The following is a 21156-nucleotide window of genomic DNA, read 5'->3' as shown; positions in this document are numbered from 1 at the left end:
TGCTATTAGCCAATCACACTTCCGTTTGGTACAGCTGGATCAACTGTGAGAAGGGTTAATTGTCCATCATGTTCAGCTGAGAGGATCATACCTTGGCTGACATATTTCTTCATCATTTTACGTGGTTTAAGGTTAGCAACGATTTGGACTTTCTTGCCGACCAATTCTTGTTCGTTTGGATAGTATTTGGCAATTCCTGATAGGATTTGACGGTCTTCGCCATCACCTGCATCGAGGCGGAATTGGAGCAACTTATCAGAACCTTCCACTTTAGACACTTCTTTGACTTCTGCGACACGGATCTCAACCTTGTCAAAGTCTTCGAACTTGATTTCATCCTTGTTGAGTTTGAGTTCGACTTCATCTGGATTCCATTCTTTTTCGACTGCTGGTTTGTTGCTTTCCATTTGTTCCTTGATATAGGCAATCTCTTCTTCCATGTCGAGACGTGGGAAGATTGGTGTTCCTTTGGCAACAACAGTCACACCTGCAGGAAAATCTGCCAAGCTCAAGTTTTCAAGGCTAGAAACTTCTGCTAGACCAAGTTGTGCCAATACAGCGCGACTAGTTCCCATCATAAATGGCTCAATCATGTGAGCTACGACACGAAGGCTGGCTGCCAAGTGGCTCATGACACTTGCCAATTGGTCACGGTGCTCTTCATCCTTAGCCAAGACCCATGGGGCTGTCTCATCGATGTATTTGTTGGTACGTGAGATAAGAGTCCATACTGCTTCAAGGGCACGTGGGTAGTCAACTGCTTCCATGTGTGTATGGTAGTCAGAGATAGATTGCTCTGCTACTTGAGCAAGAGCATTATCAAATTCAGTCACACCCTCTACATAGGCAGGGATTTGCCCATCAAAATACTTGTTAATCATGGAAACCGTACGGTTGAGGAGGTTTCCTAGGTCATTTGCCAATTCATAGTTGATACGGCCTACATAGTCTTCAGGAGTGAAGGTTCCATCTGAACCAACTGGAAGGCTACGCATGAGGTAGTATCGAAGTGGATCAAGTCCATAACGTTCTACTAGCATTTCAGGGTAAACGACATTCCCTTTAGACTTAGACATCTTGCCGTCTTTCATGACGAACCAACCGTGGGCAATCAAGCGGTCAGGCAATTTCATATCCAACATCATGAGAAGGATTGGCCAGTAGATGGAGTGGAAACGAAGAATGTCTTTTCCGACCATGTGGAAGACTGTTCCATTCCAGAATTTATCATAGTTAGCATGATCCTCTTGACCGTAACCAAGAGCAGTCGCATAGTTAAGAAGGGCATCAATCCAAACGTAGACAACGTGTTTTGGATTGGAAGGGACTGGCACACCCCAGGTAAAGGTTGTACGAGAAACCGCTAAGTCTTCCAAACCTGGCTCGATGAAGTTACGCAACATTTCATTAAGACGACCATCTGGAGTGATGAAGTCAGGGTGAGATTTGAAAAATTCAACCAAACGGTCTTGGTATTTGCTGAGGCGAAGGAAATAAGACTCTTCTGAGACCCATTCAACCTCGTGACCTGATGGAGCAATACCGCCCGTTACTTTTCCAGCTTCATCACGGAAAACTTCTGCAAGCTGGCTTTCTGTAAAGAATTCCTCATCTGAGACTGAATACCAACCAGAATATTCACCTAGGTAGATGTCATCTTGAGCAAGTAAGCGTTCAAAGACTTGCGCCACTACTTTTTCATGGTAGTCATCCGTCGTACGGATAAATTTATCGTATGAGATATCGAGTAATTTCCAGAGTTCTTTGACGCCAACCGCCATCCCATCAACATAAGCTTGAGGTGTAATCCCAGCTTCTTCTGCTTTTTGCTGGATTTTTTGACCATGCTCATCAAGACCTGTCAGATAAAAGACATCGTAGCCCATGAGGCGTTTGTAGCGAGCTAGGACATCACAAGCGATGGTTGTGTAGGCAGAACCGATATGAAGTTTACCAGATGGATAGTAAATCGGTGTTGTAATATAAAAATTCTTTTCAGACATAATTTTTCCTTTCCAGGCAAATGAAACCTGATTTTCTAACACTTCATTATATCATATTTTTAGTGATTTTCGATAGGAAAATCCATACAAAAACAAGACAGACAAATGTCCATCTTGTTTTTTCTGTTCTATATCTTATTCATAACGAAGAGCTTCGATTGGATCGAGCTTAGACGCTTTATTGGCTGGCAAGACTCCGAAAATCATCCCAACACTTGCTGACACAGCCAAGCTAAAGAGAGCGATTGGGAGGGAAACCCCAACTTCGATACCTGCAATCATGTTTTGAAGCAGTACTCCAGCTAACATGGTCATTCCAGCAGCAATCACAAGACCGATGACACCACCTAGCAAGGTTAAGATCATGGATTCAATCAAAAACTGTACCAAGATATTAGCCCGAGTAGCTCCGAGAGCTTTCCGCAGACCAATCTCCCGCGTGCGTTCTGTCACCGAAACCAGCATGATATTCATAACACCAGTTCCCCCGACAAAGAGAGAGATTCCTGCGATGGCACTGATAATGGTGGTCATAAAACCAAATAGTTGTTGTACCTCTTGGAAGGCGGCAGTTGCATCCGCAACTTGGTACTCTCCTTGTTGAAGACCTGCAATCTCAGTCAGTTTTCGAGCCAATTCCGGACCCAAGGTCTGAGTTAGACTAGTATCATTGACACGAAAGACGATGTTCGAGATTTCATCAGTATTAAAATTGGCTGCTAGAGAGATATTGGTCGTAATTGGAAGACCACCAATCCCAAAGGCTTTAGCAGTTTTGGCTTCATTGCTGGTATAAACGCCAATCACACGGTAACTAAATTCATTAACAGAGATGATTTGATTAACCGCAGCTTCTGGACTATCAAACAAACTCTTGGCTAGTTCTTCATCCAGCAAAATCACACTAGCAAATTCCTTGTAGTCTTGCGGTCTTAGACTTCTACCCGCAACGATTTCATTTTCAACTGCGTTCATGTAGGTACTATTTCCGCCTGTTAGAGTCGCGCGTTCAACCTTCTTATCCTTATAAGATAGGGTGACGTTGGTCGAGTTGGTGACATAGTAACTGTCTACTCCTTTGAGTTTGGCAGCTTCCTTGACCCAGGATTCTAGTGGTTTTGGTGGTTCAACATGAACATCCTCTTCTTTCCCGCTGACTGTCAAAGCGGATTGTTTCTGCGTAAAGGAGCCGTCCTTGCTTTTGATAGGGGAGAAAAAGACATGGATATCCTTCTGTGATTTGGTCATGTTTTTATTGACCTGACGAGACATGGAGTCCCCCAGAGCCATAATGACAACGACAGACGAAACTCCGATGATAATCCCAATCATGGTGAGGAAGGAACGCATCTTGTGGGCCATGATGGATGAAAAGGCAAATTTCAGATTCTGCATCTAGTTTTCCTCCTTTTCTACCTGAGCACTGTCAGACGAGATGACGCCATCACGAATGACAATTTGGCGTTTGGCATAGGCAGCAATCTCAGGTTCATGCGTGACCATGATAATGGTTTTCCCTTCCTTGTTTAACTCCACCAACAACTGCATGATTTGATTTCCCGTCTTGGTATCCAAAGCTCCTGTCGGTTCGTCAGCTAGGATGATAGAAGGATTATTTACCAAGGCACGGGCAATCGCTACACGTTGCTTTTGACCACCTGATAACTCAGACGGCAAATGATGACTGCGCTCCGTCAGCTCAACCTTTTCCAGAAATTCCTCAGCCAATTTCCGACGTTTTGAAGCCGAAACACCAGCGTAAATCAAGGGCAATTCAACGTTTTGAAGCGCATTGAGCTTAGACAAGAGAAAGAACTGCTGAAAGACAAATCCGATTTGCTGGTTACGAACCTTGGCCAGTTGTTTCTCTCCAAGACCAGCCACTTCTTGACCTTCAAGGTAGTACTCTCCACTAGTTGGTGTATCCAACATTCCGATGGTATTCATCAATGTAGACTTACCAGAACCAGATGGTCCCATAATGGCAACAAACTCACCTTCATGAACTTCTAGATTGATATTTTTAAGGACCTGCAGTTCTTGGTCACCATTTCGATAACTCCTACAGATATTTTTGAGACTAATTAGTTTCTTCATCAGCCTTCACCTCTTTTCCTTCTTCCAAGGAAGATGTTGGATTACTGATGACCTTGGCTCCGTCTGTCACACCTGAAGTAATTTCTTGGTTGTCTGCGTCGGCATTCCCCAATGTAACTTCTACCTTCTTCGCTTTTTTCTTGTCGTCTACAAGCCAGACATAATTTTTGTCATTTTCAGTAATGACACTTGTCAAAGGAACAAGGATGGCCTTACTCTTATTTTTGACTTCCACACTGACAGAGAAGCCTTGTTTCAACTCACCGATATCGCTAGTCACATCAACAGTATAAGGGTACTTAGATCCAGTATTTCCTCCAAGGGCTGCATTTGCTGCTTCTCCATTGTTTTTAGGATAATCAGAAATATAGCTGATTTTTCCTGTCCAGCTTTTATCTTGGTAAACCTTCGAAGTAAAGGTAACTTCTTGGCCTACAGAAAGGTTAGCAAGGTTGTATTCAGACAACTCCCCTTTGACCTGCAAGTTTTCATTACTTACGACATGTACTACCACTTGGCTATTACCTGTTGGAGATTTGGAAACATTACGATTAACTTCAACTACAGTCCCTTCTAGTGTACTGAGGACAGTTGCAGCATCTAGCTGAGCTTGAGCCTTGTTGAGCTGAGCCACAGCATCTGCACGATTATCCTTGGCATCACTGATTTGAGAATCAATAGAAGATACGGAAGAAGTCGCTGCTTGCGCTTGTTCTGGGAGTCCAGCTTCTGTTGGAACCTGTGGAGAAGCTGGTGTAGCTGATGCATTCTCACGAGCTTTGTTTAACTCCTCGATATGACGGTCTGCCTTTGCAACTGCACGATTGGCTGCATCATAGGCAGCTTGAGCATCTGCACTGCTGTATTTGACCAACGCTTGCCCTTCTTCGACCTTGTCCCCGACCGAAACGAGAATTTCATCTAAATCTCCCTTACTAGCATCAAAATAAACGTATTGTTCATTTTTTGCTGTAACCGTACCTGACAGGAGAACCGATGAAGCAACAGAACCTTCCTTAGCAGTAACGATATGAGAGGTTTCCTCCTTGACTGCTGACTGGGAAGGTTGTCTAAAAATCAAAATCCCCGCAGCACCGATAACAATAGCACTGGCAACACCAATCGCTGTGTATAATTGCCATTTTTTTGCCTTCTTATTTCTTTTCATTTTTAAGCTCCTTTATTCTTTTGCCTTACAAAAACCATTATATCAGAAATACCGAGACCAAACAATGACAGTTCAGATGGAAACAATGACAATTCAGGATCATTATTTCGTTCGGTATTCGTTTATTGGATTATTGTGCTAGATATATAATACAATATCTTTTTGAATTTGGCAAGCGTTTTTATAATTTTTTTATCGTAGCAGATTTTTGCATTCAAAAAATAAAAACGATAGAATATGACTATCAAAGCTATAAGGAGTTTTCTATGAGAGAATATGATATCATCGCCATCGGTGGAGGGAGCGGTGGCATTGCCACTATGAACCGCGCTGGCGAACACGGTGCTAAAGCAGCTGTTATCGAGGAGAAAAAATTAGGTGGAACCTGCGTCAATGTCGGCTGTGTTCCTAAGAAAATCATGTGGTATGGAGCTCAAATCGCTGAAAGCTTCCACCACTACGGCCCTGAATATGGTTTTACAAGTTCAGATGTTCAATTTGATTTTGCTAAACTTCGTCAAAACCGTGAAGCCTACATCGACCGTGCTCGCTCGTCTTATGATGGAAGTTTCAAGCGCAACGGTGTTGATTTGATTGAAGGTCGTGCTCATTTCGTTGATGCTCATACGGTCAGCGTCAATGGTGAATTGATTCGTGCCAAGCATATCGTGATTGCGACTGGCGCTCGTCCAAGCATCCCAACTATTCCTGGAGCTGAACTCGGTGGTAGCTCAGACGATGTCTTTGCCTGGGAGCAGCTTCCTGACTCCGTTGCGATTCTTGGAGCTGGTTATATCGCCGTTGAATTAGCAGGTGTTCTCCACGCACTAGGAGTAAAAACGGATTTGTTTGTCCGTCGCGATCGTCCCTTGCGTGGTTTTGACAGTTACATCGTTGAAGGACTTGTCAATGAAATGGAAAAAACAGGTCTACCTTTGCACACACATAAGGTACCCGTCAAGCTCGAAGAAACGGAGCAAGGTATTACGATTCATTTTGAAGACGGTTCTAGTCACACTGCAAGACAAGTTATCTGGGCTACCGGTCGCCGTCCAAATGTAGACGGTCTGGAGTTAGAAAAGGCTGGCGTCACACTCAACCAACGTGGATTTATCCAAGTGGATGAGTATCAAAATACAGTTGTAGATGGCATCTACGCCCTTGGAGACGTTACTGGTGAGAAGGAACTGACCCCAGTAGCCATCAAGGCAGGACGCACCCTATCTGAACGCATCTTCAACGGGAAAACAAATGCTAAGATGGACTACACGACTATCCCTACTGTTGTCTTCTCCCACCCAGCAATCGGAACAGTCGGTTTAACTGAAGATCAAGCTATCAAAGAATACGGCCAAGATAACATCAAAGTCTACAAGTCAAGCTTTGCATCTATGTACTCAGCCGTTACAAACCATCGTCAAGAGTCTCGCTTCAAACTCATCACCGCAGGTGCTGATGAAAAAGTTGTTGGACTTCACGGACTTGGTTACGGAGTGGATGAGATGATTCAAGGATTCGCTGTTGCTATTAAGATGGGGGCAACCAAGGCGGACTTTGATGCTACAGTAGCTATCCACCCAACCGCTTCAGAAGAATTTGTGACCATGCGCTAATTATCGCAAGAGACCTCTTGAGGTCTCTTTTTACTTGCAAAATCGGCCGTTACAAAATTGTTACCTTTAATTTAGAAACTGGTTGACTTTTCTTTCTAAATTAGTATAATAGTTACTATAATTTTGAAAAGAGGTTAACAGTTTTGAAAAAAGCTCATATCTATGCCATTCCTGCTATCGGCGCTGCTCTCATCGCTGTATTGGCACAAATCAGTCTCCCTATCGGTCCTGTCCCCTTCACTCTGCAAAACTTTGCGATCGGTCTGATTGCTACTGTTTTTAGACCCAGAGAAGCTGTTCTATCTGTAGCTCTCTATCTCTTGCTGGGTGCCATTGGTTTACCTGTTTTTGCAGGGGGAGGAGCTGGATTTCACGTTTTAGTCGGCCCAAGTGCAGGTTATCTTTGGTTCGACCTTGTCTATGCTGGACTTACATCTTATCTCATCCATCAAAATAGTGGCTATATCCGCATTTTCCTAGCCAACCTCCTGGGTGATTCACTCGTCTTTGTCGGAGGTATTCTCAGCCTCCACTTCCTTGCCGGGATGCCATTCGATAAGGCACTAGCTGTCGGTGTCCTTCCCTTTATCCTCCCTGATCTTGGTAAGATTATTGCCATTAGTTTCATTAGTCGTCCCCTACTCGAGCGATTGAAAAGCCTTACTTATTTTTCAAGATAAAAAATAGTCCAGAACAAATGTTCTGGACTATTTCCTTTCTAAGAATCAACTGTACACTATTTAGCTACTTGACTATTCTTATACCAGTATGAATATTAATCGTTTTATTCTTCAAATTATAGCTATTCACAATATGCAAAGTAGAAAAGTATTCTAATTGATTCAAACCAAATAAGCTTCCATTGATTTTGGATGCTTAGCAATTGTATACTTTTCAGAAAACGCATTTTCAATGATTGAGCTATATTTTATAAATTATTTGTGATACAATAGAGCTACCTAAAAGATTCAGAAAATTTAATGTTCATTGATTGTTTATATTAACTTGAACATTCTGATTTTTCTTCATTCAAAAATAACTGTAAATAATTATAAGTAGAAAGGTAATTCTATGGCAAAGAATACTCGTGAGCTAATCATTAGAGCTCTCATCACACTAGCTAAGAAAAATCCTCAGCGTAGTTCCTTTACAATGACTGAAATTGCTGCTGAAGCTGGTATTTCACGACAAGCGATTTATCAAAAGCATTTTAACAACTTTGAAGATATTATCGAATACATTCACGAAGAGACCAATCAGCACATTTTTAACGTCTTTAATAAGTACTGCCCTAGCAATGATGGAGATCCTATCAGCTTTTTAGCAGACCATATACTTCCTCTCATATACGAAAAAAGGGAAGTTATTAGCACCTTGTATACCACACAAGTCGACCCATGTTGGAAGGAATTTCTGCGTGGAATATACTCAGAGTGGGTACTAAAGAATGTCAATTACCAACTGAAATATAATTTTAATAAAGAGGACATCGCTTATATCATTACGACCATGGCAATCTCTTTCATTGAAGTCTGGATTCGTAAAGATAATCCAATTCCACCTGAAGAGTATAGAGAGACTTTCATTCAATTGTCTAAGACTTCTCTCTGTGACTATATTGTGTCCTAAAAAAAGAATCTTGAGTTGCACTCAAGATTCTTTTTATTGTCCCCCTTTAAAGGCATCGACCATTACCTGAAATTCTTCATTGGAAAGCGTGATTCCTTTGCCCATTTTGGTATGGTCAGGACTCCAAGAACGAATATCAAACTTTGCTGGTGCTCCATTAAAGCTAACGCGATTTAGTTCTTTTGTCCATCCTTTGTCATTTTCAGACAAGGTGAGCAAGTGTTCTTCGATTTCAAATGTAAATTCTGCCATTTTAACTCCTTTATGTGATATGCTTTCTATAGTCTATTCGTAAAAATCTTGTGGTTTTTAGGAAAATTTTATATAATGTGGATATGTAAGAAGGGAGGATTCTATGAGACAGACATTCAAACTAGTTCTAGATAAACTACATGGTTTTCTCAATGGGAATGATGATCATCCTCAAATTGAGGACAACTCCCTCACTGCTATGATTGAACAAGCCATCCAGAAAAAGACGGCTATTCATGTCATACTTGCCGAGACAAGTTTTACGGGTGATATTGTCAAACACGATGCTAATCGCCAACAAATTATCGTCAAAAATTTTTCAAAAAACGTAACTCGAATCATTCGTATCAGTGATATTAAACGACTTCGTTTTGTTCCCTCAACTGTACAAAAAGCTCAGAAAAGCCTATTTAAGAAAGAGTGAGATGTTCTTTGCATCCCACTCTTTTTCTTAACGGATTTGTTCAAAATGAAGATGAACGGCGATATGGTCGCCATAACCACTTCTCTCCAAATCGCGTTGCAAACGATAAGAGATATAGTGTTCTGCAATTGTGATGTAACCAGCTCCAAGTAAGCGGTGCTCAACCATTGATTGGATCATGCTGATAGTAGCACGTTCTACTTTTGCTTCTTCCAAGTCCAAAACGACTTTTTTAGTAACTTGCGCTAGGTTTTGACGCAGGTCATCGGTCAAAACATAAACTGTTTGAGCTGCTTTTAGGACAGCTTGGTAAATTTTATCTGGATCAAATTCAGCAATTTCTCCATTACGTTTGATTACTTGCATAAGGTTCTCCTTTATTCTTTGTTTTCTTTGATTTCAGCCAGCATCTTTTCTTCTTCGGCTGTCAGTTGATAGTTTTCTAGCAGGTCAGGTCTGCGCTCGTAGGTTTTCTTTAGACTCTCATACAGTCGCCACTGGCGAATCTTTTCATGGTGCCCACTCATGAGCACATCTGGAACCACCATGCCACGATAGTCATAAGGGCGTGTATACTGAGGATATTCGAGAAGACCTGAAGAAAAGCTATCATCCTGGTGACTGGACTCCTTACCAATCACTTCAGGAATTAGGCGAACAGTCGCATCGATCATGGTCATAGCTGCCAGCTCACCACCAGTCAAAACATAGTCTCCTAGGGAAATTTCATCGGTTACCAAGGTTTTGATGCGCTCGTCATACCCTTCATAGTGACCACAGATAAAGATCAGTTCCTCTTCCTGAGCCAAATCCTCAGCGTAAGCTTGATCGAACTGTTTTCCAGCAGGATCAAGAAGAATGACACGGGGATTTTTCTTTTCAATAGCATCAAAGGCATCGAAAATGGGTTGAGCCCTTAGCAACATCCCCTGACCGCCTCCGTAAGGTTCATCGTCAACATGACGGGCCTTTTCAGCATATTCTCTGAAATTATGATACTGGATATCCAAGAGCCCTTTTTCTCGAGCCTTCCCAACAATCGAGTGTTCCAGCGGAGAAAACATCTCCGGAAAGAGGGTTAAAATATCAATCTTCATCATCTAACCCTTCTAAGATGTCCACATCAACCCGCTTGTTTGGAATATCAACATTGAGAACTACTGGCGGAATGTAAGGTAAAAGCAAATCACGCTTGCCTTTTCGCTTGACCACCCAGACATCATTGGCACCTGGTTGTAGGATTTCCTTAATAGTTCCAATCAAGTTGTCACCCTCGTAAACATCCAAACCGATAATCTCGTGATAATAGAATTCACCATCATCTAAATCGTTCAAATCTTCCTCAGCGACCTTGAGGCTATAACCCTTGTACTTTTCAATCGCATTGATATGGTACATGTCTTTGAATTTGATAATGTCAAAATTCTTATGTTTACGGTGGCTGGCTATGGTCACTGTTTGGACAAACTGGTCTTTTTCATCAAATAAAGCTAGCTCTGCCCCTTTTTTAAACCGTTCTTCAGCAAAATCCGTCACAGACAAGACTCGCATCTCACCCTGTAGACCCTGCGTATTGACGATTTTTCCAACATTAAAGTAGTTCATCTTGTCTCCTGTATCTATTTCTATCCTTTATTTTATCACGTTCCAGGGATTTTCACAAGTTGGAGAAAGAGGACATCAACTCTCCTTTCTCTTCAAAAATCCTTCCAAATCTCGTTCATGTTGGTACTTAATGGCAGCCTTCTTATCTTTGTCAAAAATGGTTTTGGTTAGGTCAATATCGTTAATGGCCGCGATTGCAACCGTATAGTGAATAATATCAGCTAGTTCTTTGGCAAGTTCCTCGTTTGAGTCCTGAATGCCCTCTTTTCGACCAGAGCGCCCATTCAAGACCTCGGCTACTTCTCCCACTTCCTCCACTAACTTGATAAAGAGGCCTTCCTCGGTTCGAGATTGCTGATAATGTTCGAGTAAGTAAGCTTGTAATTGTCTAAAGGTTAAATCCTTCATCTTCTCCTCCACAAAAAAGCGAGACATCTGTCCCGCTTTCTTTATTTTTCATCGATAACGATTCTTACTTTCTTGTCTTCAGTTGGGACAGAGTAGACAATCGTTCTTATCGCTGAGATAGTGCGACCCTTACGACCGATAACACGACCGACATCGCTTTGGTCAAGATCCAAGTGATACTCCAAAAACTCTGGCGTGTCTTCGATCTTGATAGTTAAGGCATCAGGGTGTGAAATCAAAGGTTTCACAATCGCAATAATGAGATTTTCAATCGTATCCATCTGTCAACCTACTTTAAACTTATTTTGAGAATTTAGAATCGTGGAATTTTTTCAATACGCCTTCTTTTGAAAGGATGTTGCGAACTGTATCTGAAGGTTGAGCTCCATCAGCCAACCATGCAAGAACGCGGTCTTCTTTCAAAGTTACTTGGTTTTCAGCAACAAGTGGGTTGTAAGTCCCAACTGTTTCGATGAAACGTCCGTCACGTGGTGAACGTGAGTCTGCTACGTTGATACGGTAGAAAGGTTTTTTCTTAGAACCCATACGAGTCAAACGGATTTTAACTGCCATTTTTTAATGTCTCTTTTCTTATTTTTTTATTTCGGTGAAATAGCTGAGCTATTTAGCACATGTTCTATTATAGCAGATTTTTGACAGGTGTCAAGAAAAAAACTTGACAGAGTTTTAATTTTTTTTACTACTAGAAATTTTTAGTAAAATCTTTTACATTTGAAATCAAACTCCTTTTAAGGTACAATGGTAGAAATGAATTTTTGAGAGGTTAACAATGAAAAAACTAGCAACCCTTCTTTTACTATCAACGGTAGCCCTTGCTGGATGTACTAGTATCCAACGTGGTCTCCGTGGTGATGAATATGTCGACTCCAGCATCTCAGCTGAAGAAAGCTCAAAAGCAGCTGCTCAGGCTGCCAAAGATTTGAATGACGCATTGACCAATGACAATGCCAACTTCCCTCAACTTTCTAAGGAAGTTGCTGAAGACGAAGCTGAGGTCATTTTACACACAAATCAAGGCGATATCCGCATCAAACTCTTTCCAAAACTAGCACCACTAGCAGTTGAAAACTTCCTCACTCACGCTAAGGAAGGCTATTATAACGGCATCACCTTCCACCGTGTCATTGATGGCTTTATGGTCCAAACTGGAGATCCTAAGGGAGATGGTACAGGGGGCCAATCTATCTGGCATGATAAGGATAAAACAAAGGACAAGGGAACTGGTTTCAAAAATGAAATCTCTCCTTACCTATACAATATCCGAGGAGCCCTTGCTATGGCTAATACTGGTCAACCAAACACCAACGGTAGCCAATTCTTCATCAACCAAAATTCAACAGATATTTCTGCTAAACTCCCTACAAGCAAGTATCCAAAGAAAATCATCGAAGCCTATAAAGAGGGTGGAAATCCAAGTCTAGACGGCAAACACCCTGTCTTTGGTCAAGTCATCGATGGCATGGATATTGTCGACAAGATTGCCAAGGCTGAAAAAGATGAGAAAGATAAACCAACGTCTGCTATCACCATTGACAGTATCGAAGTGGTCAAGGACTACGACTTCAGCAAAAAATAAGCCATCAACAGATAAGGAGACGATGACATGATTTTATTTTGGGGTTCTAAAGGTTATCAGAAAGATTTGGGACATACGCAAACTGCGATCGAATGTGGTCACTGTAACAATGTCGACAATTGGGAAATTGTAGAAACTGGACGCAAGTTCACCCTTTACTGGATTCCACTTTTTCCTTATGGTAAAAGTTACTTCGTTTCTTGTCCGATTTGCCACTACGGTAAAGAAATTGAGAAATCTGAAGTTGAAAGCTATCTAAACTATTAAAAAAGATAGGTCATAGGGCCTATCTTTTTTAATTGATCTTTCCATATAAGCGCTCTATTTTCTTCTCCAGTTATGATATAATACAGTTAACAGTAATAAAGAGGTTCTCCTATGAAACCATATAAAATAAGCTTGATACGACTTTGCTTGGTCTTATTAGGATATTTACTCTATAATCTCGTTTTTTTTGCTCCCTTCTATTCATCAGGTTATGCTATTGTCATTCTACCGCCTGTATTCTTTTTAGCAATAGCTTTAATCCTTTTAGGTAATTTTTTTGCCTTCAGAGATCCTCTGAAATTAAAATCAAGCTTTAAAGATAATCAGCTAGTCCAAAAGACTAGTAATATACAAGTAATTCTAGCGACTATAGGAGTCTGCTTACAATTATCAAATATAGTATATCTAAGTTTGTGGTCAATCAATTATATTTATAATTACCTAATGTTGTTTACCGTTAGTCTCCTATACTCTATTATCTTCTTTATTGGAAACTTTCAAAAAACGAAGCTCAATCAAGATAACAAGTCTTCTAACAAATCAAGTTTTGTTTTTGGAACTATAGTCTTTTTGTTATGTAATTTATTGTTAGTCAACAATAGCAAAGTTTCGTTATGGGGCTCGACTGTTCAATATGTACAAGACTTTAAAGACTTTGGCTTAAAAGGAAAAGTCGAAGTATATAAGAAAGAACATTTAAATGAGCCTTATAACGGAACTCTTACTACTTTATTTTATAAAGAGACTTTATCGAACGGAGAAAATTTTATCGATTATATTTATGTTTCTGATGTTCATAATGGAACACACGTGACAACATTAGATGAAAAGGCCAAGGAAGAAATTCGTTCCTATCTTGAAAACGATGCGGAAAGGGAGTTATTTGATAAAGTTACACTTGAACAATTTGAATTTGTCTTAAAGGTCTACGAAGAAAGAATAAGAGATCTAAAACTAAAAGATGATATAGTGACTAAACTTAATGAGGCAGTTGGTTTCAAATTACTAGAGAATAATTCTGTCGAGATTACACCAGCTGACAAAAGAAAATTTGATAGTATTCTTATTAAAGAGGCTGTAAAAAATAGAGAAAATAGAGATACAGATATTGCAGGATTTTACAATATCGATATTAACAAACATATCAACAATAAATCTCTAATTATTTCTTTCAAGTACTTAAATTTCAGTATAATCGAGGATAGACAAAATTATAAAAATGATAATCGTGTAGACTACTTAAAAGATAAATTAACATCACTTCCAGTCGGAACTCTATCAGATGGTATCTATAAATTCACTTTTAGCACTTTATCTGACGGTAAATATACCGACGTCACCATCACTATGGTTGTTGAAAATGGTAAGAGTTACTTGGAAAAAGATAGTCTTAAGCAACTAAATTAGTCAAAAATCCAAGTCTCATCGACTTGGCTTTTTTATAACTATTTATGTTAGCTCATTAAAATCCCAGATTTGGTCCATCCAGCCTTCATAGAAGTCTGGTTCGTGGCAAACCATAAGGATAGATCCCTTGTATTCTTTGAGAGCGCGTTTGAGTTCATCCTTGGCATCCACATCCAAATGGTTGGTTGGCTCGTCCAGCACTAAGACGTTGTTTTCACGATTCATCAAGAGACAGAAACGCACCTTGGCCTGTTCCCCACCTGATAAGACCTGAATCTGACTTTCGATGTGCTTAGTCGTCAAACCACAACGAGCAAGGGCTGCACGAACTTCTGCCTGATTGAGTGCAGGAAAGGCATTCCATACAGCTTCAAGCGGTGTTTGGCGATTACCACCTTCTACTTCTTGTTCAAAGTAACCAAGTTCAAGATAGTCACCACGTTCAACTTCTCCAGCGATTGGTGGAATAATTCCCAAGAGAGACTTCAAGAGGGTTGTTTTCCCAATACCATTTGCCCCGATAATGGCAACCTTTTGATTGCGTTCAAATGTGAGGTTTAAGGGTTTGGTAAGTGGACGGTCATAACCAATCTGCAAGTCCTTGGCTTGGAAGATAAAGCGCCCAGGCGTACGAGCTGGTTTGAAATCAAAGGATGGTTTTGGCTTCTCGCTTTGAAGTTCGATAATGTCCATCTTATCCAATTTCTTTTGACGGGACATGGCCATGTTTCGTGTTGCAACTCGCGCTTTATTTCGCGCAACAAAGTCCTTAAGGTCAGCAATCTCTTTCTGCTGACGTTCGTAGGCTGCCTCCAGCTGAGATTTCTTCATAGCATAGACTTCTTGGAACTGGTAGTAGTCTCCAGAATAGCGAGTCAATTGTTGATTCTCCACATGGTAGACAATATTGATCACGTCGTTGAGGAAAGGAATATCATGTGAAATAAGGACAAAAGCATTCTCATAGTTTTGGAGATAACGCTTGAGCCAGTCAATATGTTCAGCATCCAAGTAGTTGGTTGGCTCGTCCAAGAGCAAGATATCTGGCTTTTCAAGGAGGAGTTTAGCTAAAAGTACCTTTGTTCTTTGTCCACCTGACAAGGCTGTTACGTCTGTATCCATACCATAGTCCATGACACCGAGGGCACGCGCTACCTCATCAATCTTGGCATCTAAAGTATAAAAATCACGACTCTCCAAACGATCTTGGAGCTCCCCGACTTCTTCCATCAGCGCGTCGATATCTGCTCCTTCTTCTGCCATTTCCATGTAGAGGTCATTGATACGAGTTTCTGCTTTAAAAAGCTCATCAAAGGCTGTACGCAAAACATCACGTACAGTTTGGCCTTCTTTTAGTACAGCGTGCTGGTCTAGATAGCCAGCAGTCACATATTTAGACCATTCCACCTTCCCTTCATCTGGTAGCATTTTACCAGTCACGATACTCATAAAGGTTGATTTTCCTTCACCGTTGGCACCGACAAGACCGATGTGTTCTCCCTTGAGGAGACGGAAGGAGACATCTTCAAAAATTGCACGGTCACCAAAACCGTGACTCAAATTTTTAACTTCTAAAATACTCATTCTAATTCCTTATCTTGTTTTTATGTAGTCCTTTATAGAGGAGCCAAGCCAGATAACCACCCAAGGTATTGGTCCACAAATCATCAATCTCAAAGACCCGATTAAAATCAAAGAAAAAGTCTAAGACCAGCTGCGTACACTCGATTCCTAGGCTCAGTAGAAAGCTGAGAAGGATGATTTTTTTCGTTTGCCGTAAATTTGGACAGAGATAGATCAGTTGAAAGACCAGAGGGAAGAGCAAGAAGACATTTAAAATATTCTGCAAAAAGATCCAAAGGACTTGTCCCAAACTAGTCACTTCACCCAGATTCCAAAGGGAGTTTAAGGGAGTTAAAAGAAAAACCAGGCGTCCAAAAGTTTGAATACCTGGAGTTTCCACTCCTGTAGGAAGTTGAGGCTGGGGAGTAAAACAAAAACAGACAATGCATAGACTGTAAATAGTCACTCCCAATCTCAAGATTAATTCTCTTTTTCTAGTCATTTTATGGATTTACCGCTGCGACTGCCTTCTGGCGGTCACGTTTCATTGTATTAGAACGCAATTGTCCACAAGCTGCATCAATATCTGTACCGTGCTCTTGACGGACAACACAGTTGACCCCTTTTTTCTTGAGGCTATCGTAGAAGGCCATCACGCGCTCTTTAGGACTACGGCTATATTGGTCATGTTCACTAACTGGGTTATAGGGAATCAAGTTTACATAAGACAATTTCTTGATGTTCTTGAGCAATTCCGCCAGCTCCAAGGCTTGTTCAACACCGTCGTTGACTTCATTGAGCATGATGTATTCAAAGGTCACACGGCGATTGGTTGTTTCGATATAGTACTCAATCGCTGCGAAGAGTTTTTCAATCGGAAAGGCACGGTTAATTTTCATGATACTTGAACGAAGATCATTGTTTGGTGCGTGAAGGGAAACAGCCAGATTAACCTGTACGCCTTCATTAGCAAAGTCACGAATTTTATGGGCCAAACCTGAAGTTGAAACTGTGATGTGACGAGCACCAATAGCCATCCCCTTGTCATCATTGATAGTACGGACAAAATTCAAAACATTGTTGTAATTATCAAATGGTTCACCAATTCCCATAACAACGATATGGCTGACACGTTCATCCTGGCCACGTTCATCAAAGTATTTCTGAACTAGCATGATCTGCGCTACGATTTCCCCGTTATTGAGGTCACGTTGCTTCTTGATCAAGCCTGATGCACAGAAGGTACAACCAATATTACATCCAACCTGAGTGGTCACACAGACTGACAAACCGTAGTGTTGACGCATGAGTACTGTCTCAATCAACATGCCATCTGGCAACTCAAAAAGATACTTAACAGTACCGTCAGCTGACTCTTGTAAGATCCGCTGTTTCAATGGATTTACGACAAACTGCTCATTGAGCTTGGCAATCAAACCCTTGGAAAGGTTGGTCATTTCTTCAAAGGACTGGACACGTTTACGGTAGAGCCATTCCCAGATTTGATCTGCTCGGAATTTCTTTTCTCCTTGTTCTAATACCCATTCTTGCATGGCTTGACGTGTTAAACTATAAATAGACGGTTTCATCTCTTCTCCTTATTCTCTATCTATTTCTGACGAATGACAAAATGGCGCTGTCCCTTGTCCTCTTTCTGAGACTTTTGGTCCTTATGACGACGTCTATTTCTCTTATCCGCATGTGGCTTTCTCTTGTTTTGCGAAGTTTTCTTTCCTCTTCTAGGAAGGTTTTCCTCTTCCTTTTTACGCATTTTCTTGTCAAATGACGCACGCTTAGGTGCTTGATTTTCTAGAACAAAATAGGCACAACCATAACTACAGTGCTCCAAAAGATAGTCCTGTAAACGACTGATTTTTTCAATTTTTTCCTCTGTTCGATCGTCTTTGTAAAAACCACGTAGGCGGAGCTGTTCATTACTCCAGTCCCCCACGACATAATCAAACTTGGTCAACACTTCTGAAAAGCGTTGATTAAAGACTGTCACATCGAAGGCATCCTTGATATTTTCAACCAAGGTAAAAGCAATCCCTTCAGTCTCAACCTTATCCCCATTTACATGAAATTCTGGGCCAGGAAACTTGTTATAGTTGTATAATTCAGGTGCAATTTCTTTACGCATAGTATTCCTTTTCCACGATTACTTAACACTCTATTTTACCATATTTTCTACAAGTTGGCACGAATATCTTGAAAATGAAAAAAGTCTGACGATTCTGTCAGACTTCTGCTTTATAACCTTAAAAAGAGAAGAACAATTCTTCCCTCCATATTTTATTATTTAGCTGCTGCGTAAAGCTCGTCTACTTTGTTCCAGTTAATCACTGAGAAGAAAGCTTTGATGTAGTCAGGACGCACGTTGCGGTATTTCACGTAGTAAGCATGTTCCCAAACGTCCAAGCCCAAGATTGGTTTTTTACCTTCTGAGATTGGTGTATCTTGGTTTGCTGTTGAAGTCACTTCAAGCTTCCCTTCTTTGTTGACAACCAACCATGCCCAGCCAGAACCAAAGCGAGTTGTAGCTGCTGCTGTAAAGGCTGCTTGGAACTCTTCAAATGAACCAAATGTTGCATCGATTGCTGCTGCAAGTTCTGCTGAAGGAGCAGTCTTTTCAGGAGTCATCAATTCCCAGAAAAGAGCGTGGTTCAAGTGTCCACCACCGTTGTTGATAAGCGCTTGGCGGATATCAGCTGGGATAGATTCTACATCAGCAAGCAAAGCTTCAAGGTCTTCACCGATTTCAGGGTGTTTTTCAAGAGCAGCATTCGCATTGTTAACGTAGGCTTGATGATGCTTGTCATGGTGCAAGTGCATTGTTTCAGCATCGATGTATGGTTCCAATGCGTCATACGCGTATGGAAGGTCTGGTAAGATAATAGCCATCTGTAATACCTCTTTTTCTTTCTATAAGAAAATGATAACGCAATCATCCTCTTTTTTCAAGTTTTTTGCTCAATTTGCTTCTGCCGCGATCTGCAAAAGTGCCTTTTCAAACAGGTACCCCTTTTCATAGACACCTGTCTTAATCTGGTAGTCTGTTTCAATCAAATAAGAAATCGCTCGCTTGAGAAAGGCCAAGGAAATCCCTCTCGAATCTCTTAATGCGAACTTGATTTGATAAGGATTAGGGTTGCGCCCCAAGTAAGTTCCCAGACTGCTTGCAATCTGCGATTCTGTCTGACCAGTCTCTGATAAAATCTTCACATGGGTAAAAGTTCGAAACTGTCCTAACATGACAGCTATGAGCTTAATTTCGTCTTCCCCTTGCAAGGTCAAGTCTCTAACCAACTCACGGGCCTGATCAATTTTCTTAGCTAAAATAAACTGAGTCAAATCAAAAATATTGTCCTGCAGAGTCTTTGGAATAGCCTCGACAATATCCTTCTCCTCAATCACGCCGTCAGACTTATAAGACTGTAAAAAAAGGAGATTTTTCTGGATTTCGCTAAATTGAAAACCAGATTTGAGAAGTAGATTTTCAAAGGATTGCCCCACAAACTGCAGACCTTGTGTCTGACTCCATTTTTGGAAATACTGGCGGAGTTCTTGTTCCTTGTGTTCAATAGCATCAAATACAGTCGCATCTCGTTTGAGCAATTTGACCAGCCGTCTTTTACTATCTAACTTTCCTTCAGCAAAAATCAACAACTTGGTTGTTGGTGAAGGGTTGTCAAGGTATTCTTCAAACGACTTGAGTTCATCATCTGCTAAAAAGCGTTTCTTGGCTGTTGTGATATCGACAAAATGGTCTAATATCACGACTTTCTCATCTGCAAAGAAAGGGAGACTGACTAGCTCCAGTTCCACATCCTTATAGGCTACTTCTTTCATGTCAAAGTAGGCAAAATTAAGGTCGGCTGGATCATAGCCGATCTGTTTCAGCACCTGATCCTTCATAACTTCAAACTGACCTTGGTCCGAACCTGTAAATAAGGTCAGGCTAGATAAGTTTGATAGAGACAAGTTTTGGCTCTCTTCTATTGCTAGCATCTTCTCTCCTTTCTTCTGATTTTTTATTAAACTTAATCAATATAGCGCAATTTCCCACGGAAATCTTCTAGGCTCTCGTACCCTTTTTCCGCCATAATAGCTTTCAGTTCATTGGTAATGCGTTCAAAAGCACTGATACCTTCTTTGTGAAGAGTGGTCCCTACTTGCACCATACTCGCACCGCAGAGGATATGTTCAAAGGCATCACGACCCGTAAGAACGCCACCCGTTCCGATGATTTGTATTTGGGGATTTAAACGTTGGTAAAAGGCGTGCACATTCGCTAGAGCAGTCGGTTTGATATACTCTCCACCAATTCCACCAAAACCATTCTTAGGACGAATCACGACAGACTCGTCTTCTATATAAAGGCCGTTTCCGATAGAGTTAACACAGTTAACAAACTTGAGCGGGTATTTGTTGAAAATAGCTGCCGCTTGATCAAAGTGAACAATATCAAAATAAGGTGGCAATTTGATTCCAAGAGGTTTGGTAAAGTAGGAAAATACCTCTGACAAGATACGGTCTGTTGTTTCAAAATCATAGGCAATCTGAGGTTTTCCTGGAACATTTGGGCAAGAGAGATTAAGCTCAGTCAGTCCTTTAAACTCGCTCTCTTGAACTTTTTTCAAGATGGTATGTGTTTCTTCTGGAGACATGCCAACTAAAGATAGGAAGAAAGTACGGTTTGGCTCCTTTTCCTGCAAGTCCAAAAGATAGTCCAGATAGTAGTCTAAGCCGTTATTTGGCAAGCCCATAGAGTTGATAGAACCAAGTGGAACATCTTGGTAACGCGGTTCAGGATTTCCCTGACGAAAGTCCAAGGTCGCTGTCTTCGTGACAAAAGTACCCGCTGCTGAGTTTTTGACCCCTTCAAGCTCTTCTATCGTCATACAAGCAACACCCGCTGCATTCATCAAGCAATTGTCAAACTCAAAGCCAGCTATTTGTGTTTTCGTTGATACCATGATTCTGATCCTCCAGATTCCTTTTATTTCTAATATTATACCATACTTTAAGATTTTCTCTTTGAGAAACTAATTTCTATATAAAATGTTCGGTTTTGTAAATTGAAAGAATTTTTAGAAAATTTCTGTTTTTTTCTTTACACTCAA

25 protein-coding genes are annotated in these 21156 nt (G+C 40.9%); 7 read left to right on the top strand and 18 right to left on the bottom strand.

The window, feature by feature from the left end; genetic code table 11:
* Nucleotides 1-5: 5 nt before the first annotated feature.
* The 4 genes from metG to D8844_RS05705 form a co-directional block, all read right to left on the bottom strand.
* On the bottom strand, nucleotides 6-2003 hold the full coding sequence (metG, locus tag D8844_RS05720; RefSeq protein ID WP_125422548.1) for a methionine--tRNA ligase: 1998 nt from the start codon (nucleotides 2001-2003) through the stop codon (nucleotides 6-8).
* Nucleotides 2004-2138: 135 nt separating this feature from the next.
* Nucleotides 2139-3398 (bottom strand): ABC transporter permease, encoded by a 1260-nt coding sequence (locus tag D8844_RS05715; protein ID WP_125328395.1) that lies wholly within the window; start codon nucleotides 3396-3398, stop codon nucleotides 2139-2141.
* Nucleotides 3399-4100 (bottom strand): ABC transporter ATP-binding protein, encoded by a 702-nt coding sequence (locus D8844_RS05710; RefSeq protein ID WP_000733788.1) that lies wholly within the window; start codon nucleotides 4098-4100, stop codon nucleotides 3399-3401.
* Entirely contained in the window at nucleotides 4084-5268 is a 1185-nt protein-coding gene (locus tag D8844_RS05705) for an efflux RND transporter periplasmic adaptor subunit (protein ID WP_125422545.1), read from the bottom strand. The genes D8844_RS05710 and D8844_RS05705 overlap by 17 nt, the downstream gene beginning before the upstream one ends.
* A gap of 266 nt (nucleotides 5269-5534) precedes the next feature.
* Between D8844_RS05705 and gor the strand changes: the two genes are divergently transcribed.
* The 3 genes from gor to D8844_RS05690 all read left to right on the top strand — a co-directional run bounded on the left by gor (nucleotide 5535) and on the right by D8844_RS05690 (nucleotide 8510).
* The gene (gor, locus tag D8844_RS05700) at nucleotides 5535-6881 is read left to right on the top strand and encodes a glutathione-disulfide reductase (RefSeq protein WP_125422542.1); all 1347 of its coding nucleotides are present in this window, start codon (nucleotides 5535-5537) and stop codon (nucleotides 6879-6881) included.
* A 143-nt stretch (nucleotides 6882-7024) separates the two neighbouring features.
* A complete protein-coding gene (locus D8844_RS05695) occupies nucleotides 7025-7561 on the top strand; it encodes a biotin transporter BioY (protein WP_125422539.1) in 537 nt (178 codons plus the stop codon).
* A gap of 391 nt (nucleotides 7562-7952) precedes the next feature.
* Nucleotides 7953-8510, top strand: coding sequence for a TetR/AcrR family transcriptional regulator (locus D8844_RS05690; RefSeq protein ID WP_001107632.1), 558 nt, complete (start codon nucleotides 7953-7955; stop codon nucleotides 8508-8510).
* A gap of 33 nt (nucleotides 8511-8543) precedes the next feature.
* On the opposite strand, the gene D8844_RS05685 is transcribed toward D8844_RS05690, so the two are convergent.
* Entirely contained in the window at nucleotides 8544-8762 is a 219-nt protein-coding gene (locus D8844_RS05685) for a YdbC family protein (RefSeq protein ID WP_000807419.1), read from the bottom strand.
* A gap of 103 nt (nucleotides 8763-8865) precedes the next feature.
* Between D8844_RS05685 and D8844_RS05680 the strand changes: the two genes are divergently transcribed.
* A complete protein-coding gene (locus D8844_RS05680) occupies nucleotides 8866-9186 on the top strand; it encodes a eukaryotic translation initiation factor 4 gamma (protein ID WP_042902150.1) in 321 nt (106 codons plus the stop codon).
* Between the two features lie 27 nt (nucleotides 9187-9213).
* Here D8844_RS05680 and D8844_RS05675 read toward each other — a convergent pair whose 3' ends face one another.
* From D8844_RS05675 to rpsP, 6 genes are all read right to left on the bottom strand, one after another.
* The gene (locus D8844_RS05675) at nucleotides 9214-9552 is read right to left on the bottom strand and encodes an ATP cone domain-containing protein (protein ID WP_001196045.1); all 339 of its coding nucleotides are present in this window, start codon (nucleotides 9550-9552) and stop codon (nucleotides 9214-9216) included.
* Nucleotides 9553-9563: 11 nt separating this feature from the next.
* On the bottom strand, nucleotides 9564-10283 hold the full coding sequence (trmD, locus tag D8844_RS05670; protein WP_002882191.1) for a tRNA (guanosine(37)-N1)-methyltransferase TrmD: 720 nt from the start codon (nucleotides 10281-10283) through the stop codon (nucleotides 9564-9566).
* Complete coding sequence (gene rimM, locus D8844_RS05665) at nucleotides 10273-10791, bottom strand: ribosome maturation factor RimM (RefSeq protein ID WP_125422536.1); 519 nt, start codon at nucleotides 10789-10791, stop codon at nucleotides 10273-10275. The genes trmD and rimM overlap by 11 nt, the downstream gene beginning before the upstream one ends.
* Nucleotides 10792-10866: 75 nt before the next feature.
* Nucleotides 10867-11199, bottom strand: a complete 333-nt coding sequence (locus D8844_RS05660; protein WP_125422534.1) for a MazG nucleotide pyrophosphohydrolase domain-containing protein — start codon at nucleotides 11197-11199, stop codon at nucleotides 10867-10869.
* A 41-nt stretch (nucleotides 11200-11240) separates the two neighbouring features.
* Nucleotides 11241-11480, bottom strand: a complete 240-nt coding sequence (gene kphA / locus D8844_RS05655; protein ID WP_000379615.1) for an RNA-binding protein KphA — start codon at nucleotides 11478-11480, stop codon at nucleotides 11241-11243.
* A 19-nt stretch (nucleotides 11481-11499) separates the two neighbouring features.
* Nucleotides 11500-11772, bottom strand: coding sequence for a 30S ribosomal protein S16 (gene rpsP / locus D8844_RS05650; RefSeq protein WP_000268760.1), 273 nt, complete (start codon nucleotides 11770-11772; stop codon nucleotides 11500-11502).
* A gap of 217 nt (nucleotides 11773-11989) precedes the next feature.
* On the opposite strand from rpsP, the gene D8844_RS05645 reads away from it, so the two are divergent.
* From D8844_RS05645 to D8844_RS05635, 3 genes are all read left to right on the top strand, one after another.
* Nucleotides 11990-12796 carry a peptidylprolyl isomerase gene (locus D8844_RS05645; protein ID WP_049506116.1) on the top strand — a complete coding sequence of 269 codons (807 nt, stop codon included), beginning with the start codon at nucleotides 11990-11992 and terminating at the stop codon, nucleotides 12794-12796.
* A gap of 27 nt (nucleotides 12797-12823) precedes the next feature.
* Entirely contained in the window at nucleotides 12824-13063 is a 240-nt protein-coding gene (locus tag D8844_RS05640; RefSeq protein WP_125422532.1) for a zinc-ribbon domain-containing protein, read from the top strand.
* A 111-nt stretch (nucleotides 13064-13174) separates the two neighbouring features.
* The gene (locus D8844_RS05635; RefSeq protein ID WP_125422530.1) at nucleotides 13175-14470 is read left to right on the top strand and encodes a hypothetical protein; all 1296 of its coding nucleotides are present in this window, start codon (nucleotides 13175-13177) and stop codon (nucleotides 14468-14470) included.
* Between the two features lie 42 nt (nucleotides 14471-14512).
* Here the strand turns inward: D8844_RS05635 and D8844_RS05630 are convergent, their stop codons facing one another.
* From D8844_RS05630 to D8844_RS05600, 7 genes are all read right to left on the bottom strand, one after another.
* Nucleotides 14513-16054 (bottom strand): ABC-F family ATP-binding cassette domain-containing protein, encoded by a 1542-nt coding sequence (locus D8844_RS05630; protein WP_125422528.1) that lies wholly within the window; start codon nucleotides 16052-16054, stop codon nucleotides 14513-14515.
* Nucleotide 16055: 1 nt separating this feature from the next.
* Nucleotides 16056-16535, bottom strand: coding sequence for a VanZ family protein (locus D8844_RS05625; protein ID WP_125422526.1), 480 nt, complete (start codon nucleotides 16533-16535; stop codon nucleotides 16056-16058).
* A gap of 1 nt (nucleotide 16536) precedes the next feature.
* Nucleotides 16537-17622 carry a dual-specificity RNA methyltransferase RlmN gene (gene rlmN / locus D8844_RS05620; protein ID WP_125422524.1) on the bottom strand — a complete coding sequence of 362 codons (1086 nt, stop codon included), beginning with the start codon at nucleotides 17620-17622 and terminating at the stop codon, nucleotides 16537-16539.
* Nucleotides 17623-17642: 20 nt separating this feature from the next.
* Complete coding sequence (locus D8844_RS05615) at nucleotides 17643-18173, bottom strand: YutD family protein (RefSeq protein WP_125422522.1); 531 nt, start codon at nucleotides 18171-18173, stop codon at nucleotides 17643-17645.
* 155 nt (nucleotides 18174-18328) lie between these two features.
* Complete coding sequence (gene sodA / locus D8844_RS05610) at nucleotides 18329-18934, bottom strand: superoxide dismutase SodA (protein WP_000974725.1); 606 nt, start codon at nucleotides 18932-18934, stop codon at nucleotides 18329-18331.
* A gap of 69 nt (nucleotides 18935-19003) precedes the next feature.
* Nucleotides 19004-20041: a DNA polymerase III subunit delta gene (gene holA / locus D8844_RS05605; RefSeq protein WP_125422520.1), complete on the bottom strand. Its 1038-nt coding sequence runs from the start codon at nucleotides 20039-20041 to the stop codon at nucleotides 19004-19006.
* A 32-nt stretch (nucleotides 20042-20073) separates the two neighbouring features.
* A complete protein-coding gene (locus D8844_RS05600; RefSeq protein WP_125422518.1) occupies nucleotides 20074-21009 on the bottom strand; it encodes a dihydroorotate oxidase in 936 nt (311 codons plus the stop codon).
* Nucleotides 21010-21156 lie beyond the last annotated feature (147 nt).

Source organism: Streptococcus oralis, assembly GCF_003942875.1.
Classification (GTDB): domain Bacteria; phylum Bacillota; class Bacilli; order Lactobacillales; family Streptococcaceae; genus Streptococcus; species Streptococcus oralis_BX.
This window is presented reverse-complemented; position numbering and strand designations above follow the sequence as displayed.

Coding starts and splice junctions, on each gene's coding strand:
- D8844_RS05675 (WP_001196045.1), bottom strand. CDS start 9,552: ATGCAAGTAATCAAACGTAATGGAGAAATTGCTGAATTTGATCCAGAT.
- gor (WP_125422542.1), top strand. CDS start 5,535: ATGAGAGAATATGATATCATCGCCATCGGTGGAGGGAGCGGTGGCATT.
- rlmN (WP_125422524.1), bottom strand. CDS start 17,622: ATGAAACCGTCTATTTATAGTTTAACACGTCAAGCCATGCAAGAATGG.
- holA (WP_125422520.1), bottom strand. CDS start 20,041: ATGCTAGCAATAGAAGAGAGCCAAAACTTGTCTCTATCAAACTTATCT.
- trmD (WP_002882191.1), bottom strand. CDS start 10,283: ATGAAGATTGATATTTTAACCCTCTTTCCGGAGATGTTTTCTCCGCTG.
- kphA (WP_000379615.1), bottom strand. CDS start 11,480: ATGGATACGATTGAAAATCTCATTATTGCGATTGTGAAACCTTTGATT.
- rimM (WP_125422536.1), bottom strand. CDS start 10,791: ATGAACTACTTTAATGTTGGAAAAATCGTCAATACGCAGGGTCTACAG.
- D8844_RS05680 (WP_042902150.1), top strand. CDS start 8,866: ATGAGACAGACATTCAAACTAGTTCTAGATAAACTACATGGTTTTCTC.
- D8844_RS05625 (WP_125422526.1), bottom strand. CDS start 16,535: ATGACTAGAAAAAGAGAATTAATCTTGAGATTGGGAGTGACTATTTAC.
- D8844_RS05615 (WP_125422522.1), bottom strand. CDS start 18,173: ATGCGTAAAGAAATTGCACCTGAATTATACAACTATAACAAGTTTCCT.
- D8844_RS05705 (WP_125422545.1), bottom strand. CDS start 5,268: ATGAAAAGAAATAAGAAGGCAAAAAAATGGCAATTATACACAGCGATT.
- D8844_RS05630 (WP_125422528.1), bottom strand. CDS start 16,054: ATGAGTATTTTAGAAGTTAAAAATTTGAGTCACGGTTTTGGTGACCGT.
- D8844_RS05710 (WP_000733788.1), bottom strand. CDS start 4,100: ATGAAGAAACTAATTAGTCTCAAAAATATCTGTAGGAGTTATCGAAAT.
- D8844_RS05685 (WP_000807419.1), bottom strand. CDS start 8,762: ATGGCAGAATTTACATTTGAAATCGAAGAACACTTGCTCACCTTGTCT.
- metG (WP_125422548.1), bottom strand. CDS start 2,003: ATGTCTGAAAAGAATTTTTATATTACAACACCGATTTACTATCCATCT.
- D8844_RS05715 (WP_125328395.1), bottom strand. CDS start 3,398: ATGCAGAATCTGAAATTTGCCTTTTCATCCATCATGGCCCACAAGATG.
- rpsP (WP_000268760.1), bottom strand. CDS start 11,772: ATGGCAGTTAAAATCCGTTTGACTCGTATGGGTTCTAAGAAAAAACCT.
- D8844_RS05640 (WP_125422532.1), top strand. CDS start 12,824: ATGATTTTATTTTGGGGTTCTAAAGGTTATCAGAAAGATTTGGGACAT.
- D8844_RS05660 (WP_125422534.1), bottom strand. CDS start 11,199: ATGAAGGATTTAACCTTTAGACAATTACAAGCTTACTTACTCGAACAT.
- D8844_RS05635 (WP_125422530.1), top strand. CDS start 13,175: ATGAAACCATATAAAATAAGCTTGATACGACTTTGCTTGGTCTTATTA.
- sodA (WP_000974725.1), bottom strand. CDS start 18,934: ATGGCTATTATCTTACCAGACCTTCCATACGCGTATGACGCATTGGAA.
- D8844_RS05645 (WP_049506116.1), top strand. CDS start 11,990: ATGAAAAAACTAGCAACCCTTCTTTTACTATCAACGGTAGCCCTTGCT.
- D8844_RS05600 (WP_125422518.1), bottom strand. CDS start 21,009: ATGGTATCAACGAAAACACAAATAGCTGGCTTTGAGTTTGACAATTGC.
- D8844_RS05690 (WP_001107632.1), top strand. CDS start 7,953: ATGGCAAAGAATACTCGTGAGCTAATCATTAGAGCTCTCATCACACTA.